At 61.1% G+C, this 18,240-nt stretch carries 16 protein-coding genes and 1 pseudogene; 7 read left to right on the top strand and 10 right to left on the bottom strand.

Features of this window, described 5'->3' with window-relative positions; translation table 11 throughout:
- Positions 1-88: 88 nt before the first annotated feature.
- From BC1002_RS26910 to BC1002_RS26880, 7 genes are all read right to left on the bottom strand, one after another.
- Entirely contained in the window at positions 89-1,285 is a 1,197-nt protein-coding gene (locus BC1002_RS26910; protein WP_013093150.1) for a tetratricopeptide repeat protein, read from the bottom strand.
- 10 nt (positions 1,286-1,295) lie between these two features.
- Positions 1,296-1,727: an ExbD/TolR family protein gene (locus BC1002_RS26905; RefSeq protein ID WP_013093149.1), complete on the bottom strand. Its 432-nt coding sequence runs from the start codon at positions 1,725-1,727 to the stop codon at positions 1,296-1,298.
- A 9-nt stretch (positions 1,728-1,736) separates the two neighbouring features.
- Entirely contained in the window at positions 1,737-2,162 is a 426-nt protein-coding gene (locus BC1002_RS26900) for an ExbD/TolR family protein (protein WP_013093148.1), read from the bottom strand.
- Between the two features lie 31 nt (positions 2,163-2,193).
- Positions 2,194-3,102, bottom strand: a complete 909-nt coding sequence (locus tag BC1002_RS26895; protein WP_013093147.1) for a MotA/TolQ/ExbB proton channel family protein — start codon at positions 3,100-3,102, stop codon at positions 2,194-2,196.
- Between the two features lie 110 nt (positions 3,103-3,212).
- On the bottom strand, positions 3,213-3,932 hold the full coding sequence (locus tag BC1002_RS26890; RefSeq protein WP_013093146.1) for an energy transducer TonB: 720 nt from the start codon (positions 3,930-3,932) through the stop codon (positions 3,213-3,215).
- 161 nt (positions 3,933-4,093) lie between these two features.
- Positions 4,094-6,850 carry a TonB-dependent receptor plug domain-containing protein gene (locus BC1002_RS26885; RefSeq protein WP_013093145.1) on the bottom strand — a complete coding sequence of 919 codons (2,757 nt, stop codon included), beginning with the start codon at positions 6,848-6,850 and terminating at the stop codon, positions 4,094-4,096.
- A 344-nt stretch (positions 6,851-7,194) separates the two neighbouring features.
- On the bottom strand, positions 7,195-7,767 hold the full coding sequence (locus BC1002_RS26880; RefSeq protein ID WP_013093144.1) for a helix-turn-helix domain-containing protein: 573 nt from the start codon (positions 7,765-7,767) through the stop codon (positions 7,195-7,197).
- 678 nt (positions 7,768-8,445) lie between these two features.
- On the opposite strand from BC1002_RS26880, the gene BC1002_RS26875 reads away from it, so the two are divergent.
- The 3 genes from BC1002_RS26875 (at position 8,446) to BC1002_RS26865 (ending at position 10,587) form a co-directional block, all read left to right on the top strand.
- Positions 8,446-8,922, top strand: coding sequence for a GNAT family N-acetyltransferase (locus tag BC1002_RS26875; protein ID WP_049870291.1), 477 nt, complete (start codon positions 8,446-8,448; stop codon positions 8,920-8,922).
- Positions 8,923-9,289: 367 nt separating this feature from the next.
- Complete coding sequence (locus BC1002_RS26870) at positions 9,290-9,769, top strand: VOC family protein (RefSeq protein ID WP_013093142.1); 480 nt, start codon at positions 9,290-9,292, stop codon at positions 9,767-9,769.
- Positions 9,770-9,942: 173 nt separating this feature from the next.
- Positions 9,943-10,587, top strand: coding sequence for a GNAT family N-acetyltransferase (locus BC1002_RS26865; protein ID WP_013093141.1), 645 nt, complete (start codon positions 9,943-9,945; stop codon positions 10,585-10,587).
- Positions 10,588-10,753: 166 nt separating this feature from the next.
- On the opposite strand, the gene BC1002_RS26860 is transcribed toward BC1002_RS26865, so the two are convergent.
- The gene (locus BC1002_RS26860) at positions 10,754-11,344 is read right to left on the bottom strand and encodes a GNAT family N-acetyltransferase (RefSeq protein ID WP_049870266.1); all 591 of its coding nucleotides are present in this window, start codon (positions 11,342-11,344) and stop codon (positions 10,754-10,756) included.
- A gap of 249 nt (positions 11,345-11,593) precedes the next feature.
- Here BC1002_RS26860 and BC1002_RS26855 point away from each other — a divergent pair, with 249 nt between their 5' ends.
- Both BC1002_RS26855 and BC1002_RS36715 read left to right on the top strand, forming a co-directional pair.
- Positions 11,594-12,214 (top strand): nucleotidyltransferase domain-containing protein, encoded by a 621-nt coding sequence (locus BC1002_RS26855; protein ID WP_013093139.1) that lies wholly within the window; start codon positions 11,594-11,596, stop codon positions 12,212-12,214.
- A 249-nt stretch (positions 12,215-12,463) separates the two neighbouring features.
- A complete protein-coding gene (locus tag BC1002_RS36715) occupies positions 12,464-12,901 on the top strand; it encodes a GNAT family N-acetyltransferase (RefSeq protein WP_013093137.1) in 438 nt (145 codons plus the stop codon).
- On the opposite strand, the pseudogene BC1002_RS26845 reads toward BC1002_RS36715, so the two are convergent.
- Positions 12,902-13,111: pseudogene (locus BC1002_RS26845) on the bottom strand (ammonium transporter); the annotation flags it as partial.
- 74 nt (positions 13,112-13,185) lie between these two features.
- The gene (locus BC1002_RS26840; RefSeq protein ID WP_013093136.1) at positions 13,186-13,515 is read right to left on the bottom strand and encodes a DUF4148 domain-containing protein; all 330 of its coding nucleotides are present in this window, start codon (positions 13,513-13,515) and stop codon (positions 13,186-13,188) included.
- A 268-nt stretch (positions 13,516-13,783) separates the two neighbouring features.
- On the opposite strand from BC1002_RS26840, the gene BC1002_RS26835 reads away from it, so the two are divergent.
- Together BC1002_RS26835 and BC1002_RS26830 are read left to right on the top strand one after the other, a co-directional pair.
- Positions 13,784-16,999, top strand: coding sequence for an efflux RND transporter permease subunit (locus BC1002_RS26835; protein ID WP_013093135.1), 3,216 nt, complete (start codon positions 13,784-13,786; stop codon positions 16,997-16,999).
- 9 nt (positions 17,000-17,008) lie between these two features.
- Positions 17,009-18,229 (top strand): efflux RND transporter periplasmic adaptor subunit, encoded by a 1,221-nt coding sequence (locus BC1002_RS26830; RefSeq protein WP_013093134.1) that lies wholly within the window; start codon positions 17,009-17,011, stop codon positions 18,227-18,229.
- Positions 18,230-18,240 lie beyond the last annotated feature (11 nt).

Raw genomic sequence — 18,240 nt, 5'->3', positions numbered from 1 at the left:
CACTGTGCTTGTGCGCACGCCGGACGGAAGCCGGCGTGACATTGATCGGATCGGAGCGCATGGCCGGGCGCGAGCCCGGCCGATGGGCTTACTTCGACGCCATCAGGGTCCACAGCCGGCCAAGGTCGGCGGAGCCGTCGGCCCCCTTGACCGCCCTGAAAGCCTGAATCGCGCGCGGCTTCTGTCCCGCCACGTAGTAGGCGATGCCCAGATGCAGCTGCGCCTGATCCGGATGGTCGAGGCCGCCCTTCGCGATCGCCGACTCCATCATCGCCAGTCCGTCTTTGGCGTGACCAGCGAACACAAGGTTGAACCCCTGGTCGACGGGCGCGACGGGATTTTCGGCATCGCTGCCCGCCTGCGCGCGCTTCGCCGCGAGCGCCTGCAGGCGCTTTTCGCGCTCCGCCGTCGCATCTTTGCCAAGCACGCCCGAGGCGAAGCCCTGATCGATGACCAGTTTCGCTTCGGCCGGCGTACCAGCGACGAGCGAAAGCTGCGTCATCTCCATGTAGTCATCCGCCGAGCCCAACGCACCGTTGGCGCGCTTCAACCGGTACACGTCGACGTCGAGCTTCGGCGAGTAGCCCGGCTTCGCGCGAATCGCCGAGAACAGGTTGTCCCAGTACGCCTGCCTCGGATGGTAAGCGACGAGCTCCTCAAGTGCGGTGCGATAGGTCGCGTCGTCCTTGCTGCGTTGCGCGCATGTACTCAATAGCTGCAATTGCGACTCATCGGGCGCGTGATTGGCGCGCACTTGCACGTCGATCGCCGGCTTCAGTGCACCGACCACGCTTGCGCAGTCGTTGGCCAGGTAGTACGACTGCACGAGCAGCTCCTTCATCTGCGGATCCCTGCCTCCCGCCTTCTGGTAGCGCTGCGCGGTCGCGATCGCACGCGCATAGTCGTGCTGGCCGAAGTAGATGCCTGCCAGTGTCGCGCTCACGCGCTGCTCGTCGTCGCCCTTCAACTGCCCGGTGCCGAGCAGCGTCTGATAGGCCTGGGCAGCCATAGCCTCGTCGCCGTCCGCCATCAGCGCCGCGCCGCGCATTTCCTCGACCATGTAGATCTCGTACGGCGTCTTGTTCGGCACGGCCGCGGCTTGCGCGATCCTGGCCAGCGCGTCCTTGTACTTGTGCGCCCGATAGAGGTCCTGGGCCGCACTGAGCGGCCTGCCGACTTCGGGACGCAGTGTGTCGGCCGCGGCCGGCAGCGCTGCCGCGCAGAAGGCCACGCCGACGACGGCCGCCGACAAGGCTTGTTTGAGCCGCCGATTGACTATTCTCATCACACCGTCCTTATTGCATGTACTGCTCGTTACCGATGAGCCCGATCTTCGTGGCGCCAACGCGCTGCGCCGACGCCATGACGGCCGCCACATCCTTATAAGGCGCGAGCTTGTTCGGACGCAGATGAATCTCGGCCTGCACGGGCTCGGCCGCGACATGCGCAAGCTTTGCCTCGAGCGCGGCGCGGTCCGGCACCGGCGTGCCGTTCCAGGTGGTCGTGCCGTCGAAATCGATGTCGATCTGCACGATTTCAGGCTGCGTGAGCGGCGGCGGCGGATTGCCGACCGGCAGATTCATCTTCACTGCATGCATCTGGATCGGGATCGTGATGATCAGCATGATCAGCAACACCAGCATCACGTCGATGAGCGGCGTGGTGTTGATGTCCACCATTACTTCCGGGTCACCGCCAGCGCCGCCCGAAGGAACGTTCATTCCCATATTCGCCTCCTAGCCGCCGCGCGCGGGCGGCTCAGTGATAAACGACACTTTCGCGATGCCGGCACGTTCACAGGTGGTGATCACGCGGCCGATGAACTCGTAACGCGTGCTCTGATCACCGCGCACGTGCACCTCGGGCTGCGGCTGCATCACCGAGACGTCCTTCAGCCGCGACAGCAACGTCGCACTGTCCACGTGCTTCTCGTTCCAGAAGAAATCGCCGTCGCGATTGACCGCGATCTCGATGCTCGTCGGTGTCGTCTGTAGCGGCTGGATCGTCTCTTTCGGCAGTTGCACCGGCACCGTATGCGTGACGACCGGGATCGTGATCAGAAAAATGATCAGCAACACCAGCATCACGTCGACGAGCGGCGTCGTATTGATGGCGGCGATAACGTCGTCGCTATCTTCGTTTTGCCCCACGCTCATGGCCATGATGGACCTCGCTCAGGCTTCGGACTGCAGGTTACGGGGCAGTCGCGGCAGAACGCACCACGACAGGACGGGCCGACCGCTTGCTGCCGGCCAGCAGCACGGCATGGAGTTGGGCGCCGAACGCACGGACGCGCTCCATCACCGACTTGTTGCGGCGAACGAGGAAGTTGTAGCCGAGCACGGCCGGCACCGCGACGCCAAGACCGATGGCGGTCATGATCAGCGCTTCGCCGACGGGGCCAGCCACCTTGTCGATCGAGGCCTGGCCCGCGATGCCGATCGCGGTCAGCGCGTGATAGATACCCCAGACGGTGCCGAACAGACCGATGAAAGGGGCCGTCGAGCCGACTGTCGCGAGGAACGCGAGACCGTCTTGCATACGGTTCGACACGTTCGTGATCGCACGCTCCACCGAGACGTCGATCCATGTGTTGCGGTCGACGGCTTCGAGCAGTGCCTCATCGTGATGCTGCCCTGCCTCGATCGCCGTCTCTGCGATGAAGCGGAACGGCGATGACTCATCGAGCTGCTGGGCACCTTCGGTGAGCGACGGCGCGCTCCACAATTGCTCGTCGGCATGCTTCGCGCGGCGGTTGGCACGGAACTGCTCGAAGAACTTCGTGACCATGATGTACCAGCTGCCCATCGACATGATGACCAGCAGAAGCAGCACGAAGCGCGCGACGAAGTCGCCGTTCTTCCACAGCGCGCCGAGACCGTAGGGGTTCTCGACGGACTGCGTCGCCGCCGGGGCGGGCGGCGGCGACGGCTCGTCGGCTGCGGTGGCGGACGCGTTCATCTGCGGTGCTGCCACGGCGGGCGCGGCGGAGGCGGGCACACTTGCTTGAGCATGCGCGATTTGCGGTGCCAGGAGAATATTCACCGCGGCGGCGGCGATCAGGAGGCTGGTTGCCAGGGTGGCGACGGAACGCTTATTCATGTTGAGCTCCAGTTCAATCGTTGAACCTAAGAAATCGGGTTAAACCATCGGTGCAGGTTTTCGTTGCCTGCACCGCGGGCGCAGCGGGGCGCGGTTTGCTATATCTCGAGTCAATTCAGGCTGAACGAAAAAGGCACCTGCACGCGTACGGCCTGGCCTTGCGCGATGCAATTGAACCGCTTGACGGCCTTGTATGCCGCTTCGTCCAGACTGTCGTGATCCGACGACTTGGCCACACGAAGGTTGCCAAGATGTCCTTCGGGATCGACGGTGAATTCGATCACCACATCGCCGGTATCGCCGTTCTCCTGCGCTTCCTTCGGATAGGCGATCGAGCTGCGGATCTGATCGGAATTCGGGCAGACGACACCGACTTCCGTGCGCACCGGCGCAGCAGCCTTGACGGGCGGCGCAGGCGGTGCGGGTGGTGCCGTCACGGGCGCCGACTGCACCGGCGTGGCCTGGTGCGCGATCGTGGGCTGCGGCGGCGCCTGGACCGGCACCTCCGGCGGCGGCACAAAGGGAGGCGGCGGCGGCGCAAACTTGGGCGGCGGCAGCTTCACCTCCGGCAGGGGCGGCGGAGGCGGCGGCTTGACCGGCTCGATGATCTTCGTTTCGATGGGATGCTGAATGACTTGTACGACCTTCGTCGCGAGGCCGTTGAGCAGCGCATAGACCAGCACGATGTGCAGGACGATGACGACAGCAATGCCGCCGAAGCGGCGAGCCGGATTTTGTTGCTTGCGCCCGAATGCGCGCGGGCGCCCGGGCCTCGCGACCCCGCCCGCGTTCACGGATGATGTCGGGGCCATACGTGCTTCTACTTTCATACCTTCGATCCTCGCAGCGTGATTCGCCTGTTCCATGTTCGAGGCGCTGTCGCGACTCGAACCGCGGATGAGGCTGTTCACAAGGGATTTCTTGCCACTGCCATTACTCGCGGGCCGGCGCATGACCGTGCGTCGCACGGTCGGGCGCCGGCCTGCCGCGATCAGAAACGATAAGTCGCACCCACCTGGAAGAAGCGGCCCAGGTTCGTGTACAGCGATTGGTCGTAACCCGTGATGTCAGGAGTCGACTGCCATTCGACGTCGAACGGCGGCTTCCTGTCGAACAGGTTCTGGATACCGCCATAAATGGTCCAGTGCTTGAAGCCGCGATAGGTAGCCACCAGGTTGAACTGGCTGTACGAGGCAACCGACAGCGTGCCGCCATCGCCGAACTCGGCCGCAACCGCGTTCGTGTAGGGGCCCGTGTACTGCCACGTGAGCGTGGTGGTCAGTTGGCGGTAATCCCAGCTCAGGCTCGTATTGCCCTTCCAGCGCGGGTTGCTCGCGCCGAACGGCTGCAGCAGCGCCAGGTTGTTGCCCGCGAAGTCTTGAGTCACGCCGCCGCCCTTCAGCTTGAAGTGCCAGACGTAGGCCCAGTCTCCCGACAGCGTGAACGTGCCGTACTTCGTGCCTACGCTCTTGCGGAAATCGAGATCGAAACCGTCCGTATCGAGCGAGCCCAGGTTCTGGAACGGCATTTTGATGTAGCGAACGGTGCCGTCCGGGTTACGCACGACCATATTGGGATCGTTCGCTTGCATGATCGCGTTCGGATCGGGCGTGCCGATGACGCTGTCGATGTGCACCTTGTAGAAGGCCGCACCGAAGTCCGTCGTCGCGTCCGGCGACAGCGTAAAGCCGATGTTGTAGTTCTTCGTGTGCTCAGGCTGCAGGTTCGGGTTGCCGGTCGTCTGCTCCGTCGTGAAATGCTTCGTGGGCGTGCCGCTCGGATCGTTCGGGTCCACCAGGTTCTGGTGGCCAAGATAGACCGATTGCGAGTTCTCGACCGGCGTCGGCGCGCGGAATCCACGGCTGTACGATGCGTACGTCGTCAGCATGCGAACCGGCTGAAAGCGTAGCGCGAAGCTCGGCGAGAAGGCGCCGCCGAAATCGCTGTAGTGGTCGTAACGGCCCGACTGCGTAAACGTCAGGTTGCGGATGATCGGAATGTCGATCTGATAGAAGGCGGCCGCGACGTTACGCTCGCCGTCCACGGTTTGCACGTTCGCAGGTGCCGTGATGCCTTGCGTCGCATAGGTCTGCGAGTTGATGACGGTCGACTCGTGACGGAACTCAGTGCCGACACCGAAGCCCACACCGCCTGCCGGCAGCGTGAATAGGCTGGTCGTCGAGGCCCTCGCGAGCACCTGGTCAAGCTTCGTGATCGACAGCTGGTTGTCATCCTGGAACACGCCGTTCAGGCCATTTGGCGTGGAACTCGGGTTCGAGAAGTTGTAGGTGCCGTTCGCGAGCATGTTCTCGAGGCCGGCCACATTTAGCTGGTTGCTGAAGGTGCTTGCGACGGTGCTTTGCGAATGGGCGTACTCCGCCGACCAATCCCAGGCGCCGAACTTCTGTGTGTCGAACGAGCCCTTGACGCCCGTGTTCGCCATCAGGAACGTCGAGGTTGTATCGGTGACTCGTGTGTTGTCTGGGAACGTCAGGTTGATCAGCGTAGGAACGCCGAACGGGTTGAACGGGTTCGAAGCCGAGACGGTGCGCGGGACCGGCGAAACCGAGCCCGTCGACGGGTCGAACACGTTCGTCGTGCTGCTGAGCGACGCCGGACCGTTCAACTGCACGGTTTCATTGCGGCTCGCCCAGAAACCCGCGTAGGCTTCGGTGGTGTCGTCAATCTTGAAAGTGCCGCGCACCTTTGCGTTCAGGCGTGTCGTTGACGGGATCAGCGACGTGCTGTTCGCCACGTTGTACGTACACGACTGGCCGCCCGTCGCCGCCGCGTTGCTGCCCGGCGGACACGGATTGAACGCCTGATGGGTACCGTCCGCGAGCTGCCAGTACGACTGCTGATTCGGACCTAGCGGCGCCGCGTTACCGCCCGGGAACTGCGTGAAGTCCTGGTTTTTGGTCATGTCGCGGTCGGCGAGCGTCGAGCCGCTGTCACGATAGTAGCTTGCGGCCGCCGTGATGTTCCAGCGGTCGGAAGTCAGGTTGCCGACACCGCCCAGGATGCTGAAGGTGCCCTCAGCGTTGCCGGGATGCTGCGCCTTGCCGAGCAGGGCGTCGAGCTGCAAGCCCTCGAAGTTCTTCTTCGTGATGATGTTCACGACACCCGCGATCGCGTCGGAACCATACACGGACACGGCGCCCGTCTTCACGATTTCAATGCGCTCCACGATGTTCATCGGGATCGTGTTGATGTCGAAGAACGTGTCGGTGAAGTTGACGGGTTGCGCGTAGTTGGCCACACGCTGCCCGTCGATGAGCACGAGCGTGTACTTTTCGCTGAGGCCGCGCAGTGCAAGGCCTGCGCCACCGGGGGCCGAGCTCGAAGCCGTCGATTGGGACCAACTGCTTGCGGAGTTGACGGCCGTGCCGCGCAGGAAGTCGGCCACGGTCGTGTAGCCGCTTTGCTGGATTTCCTTCGCGGTGATGACCTGAACCTCAGTGCGGCCTTGTTTGTCTGCGCTGCGAATCAGCGAACCTGTCACCTCGAACTTCTGCAACTGCTTGACCGAGGAGGTGCCCGCCGAAGCGCCCGATGCTGCGGTCGGTGCGGCGGCCGTCGCATTCGCGTCTTGCCCATCTTTCTGAGCGGAGGCTGTGTCAGTTTTCGTCGCCGCCGCGGTTGCTGCCGGCTGAACCTGTGCGAACGCCGTGGTCCCAAGCGCAGCTGTCAGCGCAATCTCTGCCCACACTATTTTCCGTATGGCAGATCCCAAAACCGTGAGTTTCATTTTTTCCCTTCGTGTGTCATTGACCCAAGTCGACATGCCAGAGAACACCTTTGGCACTTTCCCCCGTGCGGCACCCGTCCGAGACCGCCCCGTTACTTCATGACCCCCGCATACCACCGACTATGCGCACAACCGAAGTCACCCTTCATCCATTTCGGTGAAAATCAAATAGGAGACGAAAATGTACTTAACGCGGTTATTAGAAATTTCAGGCAAAACCAATCCCTATCCATCGTTCGCAAGGAATCGATGGATCACGATGCAATCGACATAGATTCATACATTTCCGACTGAAAAATGTATGAAACGGAGATTCGCCGCGAACGCAGCGAAGCTACCAATGCTTAAAACAGTCTCGGCGAACCTACCCAGACAATCACGGTTTCTTCGCTAGCCGCATTGGCCCAGCCGTGGGGAACCGTCGACTCGAAGTGTGCGCTGTCACCTGGATCAAGCACAAACGTACAGCCCTCCAGGCTCAGCGATATCTGACCGCTGAGAACATAGAGAAACTCCTCTCCAGCATGTGTCGTCACTTCCGACGGCGGCTGACCTGCAGGCATTCGGACGAGAATCGCGTCCAGCTGCCTACCGACCGCTGCGTTGGTGAGGCGAGCAAACTGATTCGCCGAGTCGGCAAAGCTGAAGTACTGCCTTTCGTCTGCACGCCGCACCGATTTCGCTTCGGTTGGCGTTTCGACGAAGTACTGCATGGTTACTCCAAGCGCTTGCGCAATACCGGCCAATGACGAAATGGACGGCGTCGCGTGCCCTCGCTCGACCTGAGAAAGGAACGGCTTCGAGATTCCCGCCGCCGTTGCAGTTTCGTCCAGGGTACGCTGGAGTCGCTTGCGCAGCGCTCTAATCTTGCTTCCCATCACAAGAGGGGCCGCGCTTTTTCTGTCATCACGTTTCATATCTGTAACTAAAGATATCAGTAAAAAAACGGTGTCAAAATTTGTTTGATGACAGCAAACTATTTTTGCTTCCAGGCCGCGCTACGCCAATGCGCCGTATTGGTGCCTGCACTCGTTTCAGGCCAACGCGTCGCTCGGGCTTTGGAAGGTAAAGCGGCATTGCTCCCCGGTTGATGAAGATTGCTTTGTATATCAAATGACTAGCATCGACGGGCGGCAGCCGATATGAAAACGTTGGCCAGGAAAATCTGAAGGTCCAGCTTTCGGAAATTCACTACCCTGGCGCAACGACCTTATAAATAATTCCCTAAATGCATCGCATTGGGGATTTCGCGCACCAAAAATACCGGGGCGTTCTCTATGCACAGAACGTCGCTTTAGATTGCTTCCTCTAGTCAGCCTTTCTTGCTAGTTTTGGTAATTGGATAGCTAGCCATCCTCTGTTCAAGCCGAACGGCGGCGTAGAGTCATGGTGCGAACACCGCCGGCATGAACAAGTTTAGTGGAATCGAGCCGCACCAAAAAAAACAGGAGCCGGATCATGCATGGTTTGTCGTTGCGGGAATTGAAGCGGCTAGCGTAAGAGCCCATAACAAATGGACGAGCTATACAGCCTTCGCCAACGGCCCCGCGAATCATGACGGGGCCGTGTGGGCCGCTCGAATCAAGGAGCGTTGCGTGCTGACGATACGAAAAGCGAAGTGCGACGACGCGTTCGACGCGTGGGATATCCGTAAAACGTCGGTAAATGCTGCGTGCGCTAAGCACTATCGCAGAGCGACCCTGTCGGCGTGGGTCGATGGCTCGCCAAGCGACAAATGGGTTAGCGTTGTGGAACGTGACTTCTATGTCGCCGTCGATCGGGGATCGGTTGTCGGAACAGGGATGCTTACGCTCGCAAGCGGGCAAATCGACGCGATCTTCGTCCGACCGTCTCATATGGGTCGCGGTATTGGACGCAAGATGCTGGATTTTCTTCAGGCGTTGGCCGCCGATCACGGCCTTGACGCAATGCGGCTCGATGCGACGCTGAACGCGGCACCGTTCTATCGTAATTGTGGTTGGTCGGGCGATTCAGTTTCAACGTACCGCACCACGCGGGGACTGGAATTGGCTTGCGTGCCAATGCCGAAGTTTGTCATCGTGGGCGGCTAAGTTGCCTTCCTTGGCCGGCGACTGCTGCCCGCATCGGGCGATGGTCCGGCATGAAGAGTCCTTCGACACATGTTTCTGATTCGTCGATTATTGGTGGATATAGACAAACCTCGACGGAAAACGTGAGATGCTGCACCGGCCGACAGAAATCCAGATTGAATCAACCCGGCGCAATGGGCAACGCGAACCATTGGCTGTGCAAGCTTCACCTATCCGGTCGCTGAAGAGAACTGCCCCAGCCGGCCCATTGCCGAATCGTTAGGCGGCGTCATCGTGGAAACCCGCGCGACGCCAAAGTACACATCCTGCGTTTACCGAATTCCTCGCCGGCCACTCACAAAGCAGGTGTAAGCGGTTCGGCCTTCAGATGGACATCCTTCGGCCCGGATTGTCGCTCGGCTTTGTGTTGCAAGCCGATGTTTGCTACCTTTGCAACGATCTCCACGATACCTATTCGATGAAAATGCATCTCAGAGTCGCTCGGCCCGTTTCCGAGCTTGCCCGTACTGAACGCATGTATTGCTCAGCGCTTGGTCTGGCCGTGCTGGCCAGATTTCAGGATCATCAGGGATTCGACGGCGTGATGCTTGGAAGTCCCGGGATGGACTATCATTTTGAGTTCACCCATTGCAGCGAAAATCCCGTGATGCCTCGCCCAACGAGTGAGGACTTGCTGGTGTTTTACATACCGGATCGACAAGGGTGGAGTGCGATGTGTGATCGCCTTGTCGAAAATGAATTTGTTTGCGTAAAGTCGTTCAATCCTTACTGGGACGTGTCGGGTCGAACATTCGAGGATCCTGATGGCTATCGGCTCGTCTTGCAAAATGCGGCGTGGAGCGCCTGACGCCCCTATCGCGTATCGGTCTTCTTACAGGCAGTCCGCACGTCGCTGTGGGTCGCACTGAGGCGCCCCCCAAAGTCAGCTTGGCCGCCGAGACACGTCGATCGGTTCACAAATTAAATTTGATCAGCCAATATCGGCCACAGGGAACTCCGTAACGTATCGATTCAGTCTTCATGTTCACCGTCGCAAACTGTTGCGCCGTGGTTCGTTATGTCGGCAGCATCGAATGCGACCTCGCCGGTCAAACTCCGTATGCGACGATCAAAGCGCCTAAGGCGCCTTTTTTATTTCTCCGCTCAGGGCTGACGATGACTTACCCGATAAGCTATCGACGCGCGATCATCGAAGACGTTTTGACAATCTGCGAATTGGGTCAAATCTTGAATGCGAGCCATCACTTAGCACGCCCCGACATCTACGCAGATGCCACCACAAAATTCAGCCGCGACGAGCCGCACTGGCTCTCCAGCCTCCAAGGAGAAGATCGAGCGACGTTCCTTGCAGAGCTTGGCAGCAAAGCCGTCGGTTTCATTACGATTCAGGTGGTGAAGCCGATAAGCCCGCTATTGCAGCCGATGGTCGTTGGTCGCATCGGCTCCATCGCAGTTTCAGAACATATCAGAGGACGCGGGGTCGGCAGCTCTCTTATTAAACTCGCAGAAGAGTGGGCACGGAAGCAGGGTGCCACCGATATCAGACTAGCCGTTTGGGAGTTTAACGAACAGGCGGTCAATCTGTACCGAGAACTTGGCTACGAGATTCGCGCGTTCGAGATGGGAAAGCGGATCCGGACCCTGTTGGATATTCCGTGCGCCTGAGCCGACGACCGGCGACTGCGGCCCGGACGTGACGAAATGGATCGCTGACGATGAAGATCCGTTGGGCCGTTTTTCGGTAGACTCAACTTATTTCCGCCCTTCTGACGGCGCCGCGAGCCCAGGTCTGACGAGATAGAAAGGTCGGAGCGAATGCTGCAAGACTGGTTCAACGTTCTGGAATTTGGTTGATTAGCGATGTGAGCACGTGGTCCGCCCATACCCCATTGATCCTTAGATAGGACCGAGCCAAGCCTTCACGCTCAAACCCTAGCCGTTTCAATAGTTGTTCGCTACGAACATTTTCTGGCCTGAAATTCGCCATTATCCTGTGCAGTCCGATTTCGTCAAAGATATAGGTGATCGCAGCGGTCAATGCCTCGCGCATCAGACCTTGTCCCTCACACCGTTTTGCAAGCGAAAACCCAAGATGACATGCCTGAAAGGGACCGCGCACGATGTTGGTGAAGTTGCATTCACCGACTAGTTCGCCGGTTCCAGGCGAAAATAGGAGTAGATGCACCGCGACTCCTGAGTTGTTGTTGTGCGCCATCATGGACAGCCGTCGGCGAATTGATTTGGTTTCGAAGAAGCTTTCGGCTCTAAGCGGCTCCCAAGGCTGCAGGTGAGCGCGATTTTCAATGGAGTATTCCCGCAACTCATGCGTGAACTGCTCACATGCCGGTACAAGTTTCAGGCGTGCCGTTAAAATTGCACGCGGTAGTACATCGATGTGAACACTCGCCACGTCGTCCTCCATTGAAAGCACGGTGGAGTAGTTTAATCAGAAACTATTCCTGAACAATTCGGCCGGCGACACATGATCCAATGTCCGCGGTCGGAACAGCCAAGAGAGGGCCTCCGGTCGTGTCATGCCGTTTGCATGGACTGCGTGACCCGATGCGATCGCCGCGCTCGGCCGTCGGGCGCTAGTCGGCCGAGGGCCGTCGTCCGCATCGCCGCCAAAGTCCGCGACTATCGTGACATCTCCAACACGTGCCGGTAGAAAATGACTAACGACGAGTTGATCGAATCTCTTGCCGCAGACCTGCGTCTAACATACGGGTGCCACACTGCGATTCTCTATGGTTCCCGTGCACGTGACGATTGGGAGGCTACGAGCGATATTGACGTAATTGCCTTTCGAAATACCGGTGACCGCCAGCGCGTCGCGTCGCGATGGAATGGTCTGTTTCTCGATCTATTCGTACACACATCGAATGACGAAGCCGATCCAAGTTGGATCAGGATCAACGGCGGGCGAGTACTTTTCCAGCAGAACGGTTTTGGCGACAAGGTTCTTGATGGTGTGAAGACGCTCTTTGACGCAGGGCCTGAGGATGTGCCAATCCCCGAGTTAGAAGTAAGAAAAATCTGGGCAGAGAAGATGCTTGAGAGAGCAGCGAAAGGGGACGTGGAGGGCAACTTCCGTCTTCACTGGCTTTTGTTCGTTTTGCTTGAGGACTACTTTGCTGTCCGCCGCAACTGGTACCTGGGCCCGAAGCAGAGTTTTCGGAAGCTAAGAGAAATCAACGGGCAGCATTTCAGCATCTTCGAGACCGCGCTGAAGCCTGGCGCTTCCCTTGACGCCGTGCGGGAGGTGATCCGCATGACCTTCGAAGGCGTATAACCGCGTGGGTAATCATGCGGATCCGGGAGATCGAACGTCCGTTTTGTGGAACGTTGAGAGTCCGGAGTGGGATGAGTCATACCTTTTGCATGAAACGCGCGGCTCGGACAATCGTCAAGCTCGGCCGGGGGCCGGTGCTAGGCCAGGAGCGGACCTTCGACACCAGCGCGAAAATCGTCAAGAATCGAGTCAAGTCAACAGAAGAGATACGCTTTTCCGCGACAATCCTTTGATCAGGAACCGCTCCCAGTGAACATCGCCTTCAGCAATACAACCCAATCGGATGCAGATACACTCGTAGCCATTCGTATCGCCGCGATGCGCGAGAGCTTGGAGCGGATCGGTCGTTTCGATCCGCAACGTGCTCGCGAGCGCTTCCTCGCGTCGTTCGATCCCGCGCTGTGTCGATTCATAGAGGTCGATGGTGTTCAGTCAGGTTTTATCCTGATTCGCCCGCAGGAAGACCACTGGCTCCTGGACCACCTTTACATTCTGCCGGAGCACCAAGGAAAAGGAATTGGCGCGGCCGTCTTGCAGGAAGTATTCGCGACCGCCGACGTGCAACGCATGCCAATCCGCCTCGGTGCATTACGCGGCAGTGATTCAAACCGCTTTTACCAGCGTTATGGCTTCATACGTACGGGCGAAGCAGAATGGGACATCTACTATGTGCGCCAGCCAGGCTAAGTCATAGACGCCAGTGCCGCCCAGCTTCGGCGAGGCGAACACGCCGGTGAGCAATGCGCCCGCAATGCCGCCGATACAGTGCACGGCGAACACGTCGAGCGAATCGTCCATGCCAAGCAGGCGCTTGACGCCATTCACGCCCCAGTAGCAAAACGCGCCGGCGATGAAGCCCATGATGATTGCGCCCATCGGTCCGACGAAGCCGCCGCTCCGGTCCGGTCGCTCTGCCACCGATGACGACCGCGGCGGCTGGCCCCATAGCCAGACGCGCCGCGCCCCCACCGTCAGTGCCCTGCATATATCGAACGCTCGCCAGCGTACGCCACCACCGGCGCGCCGGAATCCGAGCTGCCCTTCATCGACACGCCGCCCACCGCGGAACCTCCCGGCAGTGCCGTTTGAGCATGCTCGTGCGCGACGATCGCCTCGGCATGCTGGATGTCGGCGGGATAGGTCGGATCCGAGGCCACAGACCGATAACCTGCCTGCTCCAGACGCTCCAGGTCAGCCAATACCTGGGCGCGTGTTACCGGCGCCGTGGCGGTCTGTGCGAACGCGGCAACCGGTACAGCCAACGCGCAGGCAACGAGCATTGTGGAAACGAGTGCTTTCATGATGTTCACCTCTCAATGAATGGCCGCCGCATCGGAAGCGATGCCGCTTCAGCCGCCCTCGGCGATGTCGCGAAGGTTGACTGCATTCTGGTCGCGCAGCGCTGACCTAAAGCTGACCTGTTGATTACGAGTTCGTTATCTGGGCGGCACATCCATAGATGACGAATCCGTAATGTCGAGGTCAGCAACGGGTCAGCGCGTCATCCCGATACTGGCGTCAACCCCGTCGCGTCGAGCGCGGTTCTCCCTGCCTCAAACCGGACAAGTCATGTGGATCGTCAAACTGGCTCTCAAGCGGCCCTACACGTTCATCGTCCTCGCCGTGCTGCTTTTCATCGTCGGCCCGCTCGCAATCATGCGCACGCCCACGGACATCTTTCCGAACATCAACATTCCGGTGGTCAGCATTGTCTGGAGCTATAACGGCTTCTCGGCCGAAGACATGGCTCATCGCATCACCTCGAACTATGAGCGCGCGCTGACTTCGGACGTGGACGACATCGAACACATCGAATCGCAGTCGCTGAACGGCGTTTCGGTCGTGAAGGTGTTCTTTCATCCGGGCGCGGACATCAACCGCGCGATTGCCGAGGCGGCCTCGAATGCCGCGTCGATACTGCGCATCCTGCCGCCGGGCACCTTGCCGCCGAACATCATCACGTACAACGCATCGACCGTGCCGGTGCTGCAATTGGGGCTGTCGAGCACGACCTTGCCCGAGCAGACGCTTTACGATCTCGGCAACAGCTTCATTCGCACGCAGCTTGCGACGGTGCAAGGCGCAGCCGTGCCGCTGCCCTATGGCGGCAAGATCCGGCAGATCATGGTGCAACTCGACCCGAAGGCGCTTCAGGCGAAGGGGCTCGCGCCCATCGACGTCGTCAACGCGGTGAACGCGCAGAATCTGATCCTGCCGGGCGGCACCGCGAAGATCGGTTCGCGCGAGTACAACGTCGAAATGAATGGCAGCACGCAAACGGTGGCCGCGCTCAACGATCTGCCAATCAAGACCGTCAGCGGCGGTTTGGTGTACGTGCGCGATGTCGCACACGTGATCGACGGTTACGCGCCGCAAACCAATATCGTGCGCGCCGACGGCAAGCGCGCGGCGCTTCTCACCGTGGAGAAAACCGGCAGCGCCTCGACGCTCACGATCATCGGCCAGGTCAAGGCCATGCTGCCGAAGATCGCGGCGGGTCTGCCGCATGCGTTGAAGATCGCGCCGCTCGGCGATCAGTCGGTGTTCGTCAAATCCGCGATCACGGGTGTCGTGCGCGAGGCGCTAATTGCGGCGGGTCTGACCGCCGCCATGATCCTGCTGTTTCTCGGCAGCTGGCGAGCCACGCTCATCATTGCCGTGACGATTCCGCTTGCCGTGCTGACCTCGCTCATCGCGCTTGCGGCGCTCGGCGAAACCATCAACATCATGACGCTCGGCGGCCTCGCGCTCGCCGTCGGCATCCTCGTCGACGACGCCACGGTCGCGATCGAGAACATTACGCACCATCTCGAACGCGGTGCGCCGCTGCACGACGCGATCCTTAACGGCTCCGGCGAAATCGCGGTGCCGACCTTCGTCTCGACCCTGTCGATCTGCATCGTCTTCGTGCCGATGTTTCTGCTTTCCGGCGTCGCGCGTTATCTGTTCGTGCCACTGGCTGAAGCGGTGGTGTTCGCGATGTGTGCCTCGTACTTCTTCTCGCGCACACTGATTCCCACGCTCGCGATGTATCTGCTGCGCGCGCGCTCGCGGAACACCGCACCCGCGCGCGGCATAGGCGGTGCGTTGACGCGCTTCCAGGCGGGCTTCGAAAAGCGCTTCGAGGCCCTGCGCAACCGCTATCGCACGGTCTTGCAGGCAGCCATCGCGAAGCGCTGGCGGTTCGTCGCACTGTGGCTCGCGCTCTGTCTGGGCTCGCTGGGGTTGTTGCCGTTCACGGGGCGCGACTTCTTCCCGGCAGTCGATACCGGCGAGATCCGACTGCATTTGCGCGCGCCCACGGGCACCCGCATCGAGGAAACGGCCCGCATCACCGATGAAGTCGAAGCGAAAATCCGCAGCGTCATTCCGCCGGCGGAACAGGCCGCGGTGCTCGATAACATCGGCGTGCCGGTCAGTGGCATCAACCTCACTTACGATTCGTCGGACCCCATCGGCCCCGAAGACTCGGACATCCTCGTCACGCTCGCGCCGAAGCACAAACCCACCGCGCAATATGTGGCGAAGCTGCGCAATGTGCTCGACACGGCGTTTCCGGGCGTGACCTTCGCGTTCCTGCCCGCCGACATCGTGAGCCAGATACTGAACTTCGGCCTGCCCGCGCCGATCGACGTGCAGATCGTCGGCAACAAGCTCGCGCAGGACCGACAGGTTGCCAACCGCCTGCTCGATCAGATGCGCGGCGTGCGCGGGCTCGTCGATGCACGCATCCAGCAGCCCGGCGATGAGCCGACGATCAACGTGAACGTCGATCGCACCAAGGCCATGCAAGCCGGCCTCACGCAGCACGACGTTGCCCAGAACCTGCTGATCGCGCTGTCCGGCAGCTCGCAGACCTCGCCAAACTTCTGGCTCGATCCGAGCAACGGCGTCAGCTATCCGCTGATTGCGGAGGTGCCGCAATACGACATCCACTCGCTGCAAACGCTCGCCAATGTTCCGTTGACCACGCCATCGGCGTCGGTCAAGCCGCAGAACCAGTTGGGCATGCTGGGAACCGTCTCGCGAAGTGCGCAGCAGGCCGTCGTCTCGCACTACAACGTGCAGCCGGTGCTCGACATCTTTGCGTCAACGCAAGGGCGCGACCTCGGCGGCGTCGCCTCGGACGTGAACCGCCTCGTCGATGCCGCACGCGCGCAGTTGCCGCCCGGCTCGTCGATCGTGGTGCGCGGCCAGGTGCAGTCGATGAACACGTCGTTCAGCGGCCTCGCCGCGGGCCTCGTGTTCGCGATCGCGCTCGTCTACCTGCTGATGGTCGTGAATTTCCAGTCGTGGCTCGATCCGCTGATCATCGTCAGCGGTCTGCCGGGCTCTCTGGCCGGTATCGCGTGGATGTTGTTCGTCACGCAAACCACGCTCAGCGTGCCAGCGCTGACGGGCACGATCCTGTGCATGGGTATCGCGACGGCCAACAGCATTCTCGTCATCAACACAGCGCGCGAGTCGCTCGCCGCCGGTATGGCGCCGCTCGCCGCCGCGCTCGACGCGGGCTTCAATCGCTTTCGCCCGGTGCTGATGACGGCGCTCGCGATGCTGATCGGCATGTTGCCGATGGCGCTCGGTCTCGGTGACGGCGGCGAACAGAACGCGCCGCTCGGGCGCGCCGTGATCGGCGGCCTCGCCATCGGCACGCTTTCGACGCTCGTGTTCGTGCCGGTGATCTTCGGCATGGTGCACGGCTGGCTCGCGAAGCGCCGCGCCGCCCGCGACACCAGCGACGCCAGCGACGATGAACGCGCCAGCGCTACCACCTTCGTTGAATAAGGACCGAATATGAATCCGCACCTTCCGCCCGAGCCTAGCGACGCCGAAGCACAGCACCCCGCCCGCGCCGGTTTCGCCGCACGGGGAACCACGATCGCCATCGGCCTCGCCTGTGTTGCCGGGGTGTTACTCACCGCCGGCATCGCGCCGCGCCTCGAAGCCCGCACGGCGCAGAAGCATCAGGTCGCAGCGCAACGTGAGCTGGTGGTGTCGACCGTCACCGCGACGCGCGCGCCGTCGACGCAAGACCTGTTGCTGCCCGGCTCGGTCTCTTCCTGGGCCGACGCATCGGTCTACGCGCGCACGAGTGGTTACGTCCAGCACTGGTACACGGACATCGGCGCGCACGTCAAGGCCGGCCAGACGCTCGCCCAGATCGACACGCCGGAACTCGACGCGCAACTCCAGCAGGCGCGTGCCGACGAAGCGACCGCCGAGGCGAACTATCGCTTTGCGAGCACCACCGCACAGCGCTGGCAAACGATGCTGCAGACGCAATCGGTTTCGCAGCAGGACGCGCAGGCAAAATCCAGCGACGCGGCGGCCAAGCTCGCCACGCTGCAGGCGGCGCAGGCCAACGTCGCGCGGCTGCAGGAGCTCGTTTCATACCAGAAGGTGACGGCACCCTTCGATGGCGTGATCACTGCGCGCAACGTGCAGGTGGGTGCGCTCGTCACGGCGGGTGGCACGCCCGGCCTCGCCACGATGCCGGGCGAGCTGTTCCACATCGCCCAGACCGACCGGCTTCGCATCTACGTCGACGTTCCCCAGGACGACGCTAGCCTGGTCGGCGCCGGAACAGCGGTGTCGGTGACGACGCAGCAGTATCCGGGCCGCCGCTTCGAGGCGAGCGTCGCGCGCAGCTCGAACGTGATCGACCCGGTGAGCCGCACGTTGCGCGTGGAAGTCGATATGGATAACCGCGACGGCGCGTTGATGCCCGGCGCCTATGCGCAGGTGCATCTGTCGCTCACCACGGCGACGCCCGCGCTCGAACTGCCCGTGAGCGCGCTGCTGTTTCGCCCGGACGGTGTCACGATCGCGGTGGTGGACGCCCACGACAAGGTGCAGCTTCGCAAGGTCACGATCGGCCGCGACTTCGGCACCTACGTCGAGGTCGCAACCGGACTCTCGCCGACGGATCGCGTGATCGACAATCCCGGCGACGCGATCGCCGACGGCCAAAGCGTGCGCGTGGCGGCAACGGCCGCTCCGGGCAGCAAAGCTTAGACGGAGAGATC

This window comes from Paraburkholderia atlantica (assembly GCF_000092885.1).
Lineage (GTDB): Bacteria > Pseudomonadota > Gammaproteobacteria > Burkholderiales > Burkholderiaceae > Paraburkholderia > Paraburkholderia atlantica.
This window is presented reverse-complemented; position numbering and strand designations above follow the sequence as displayed.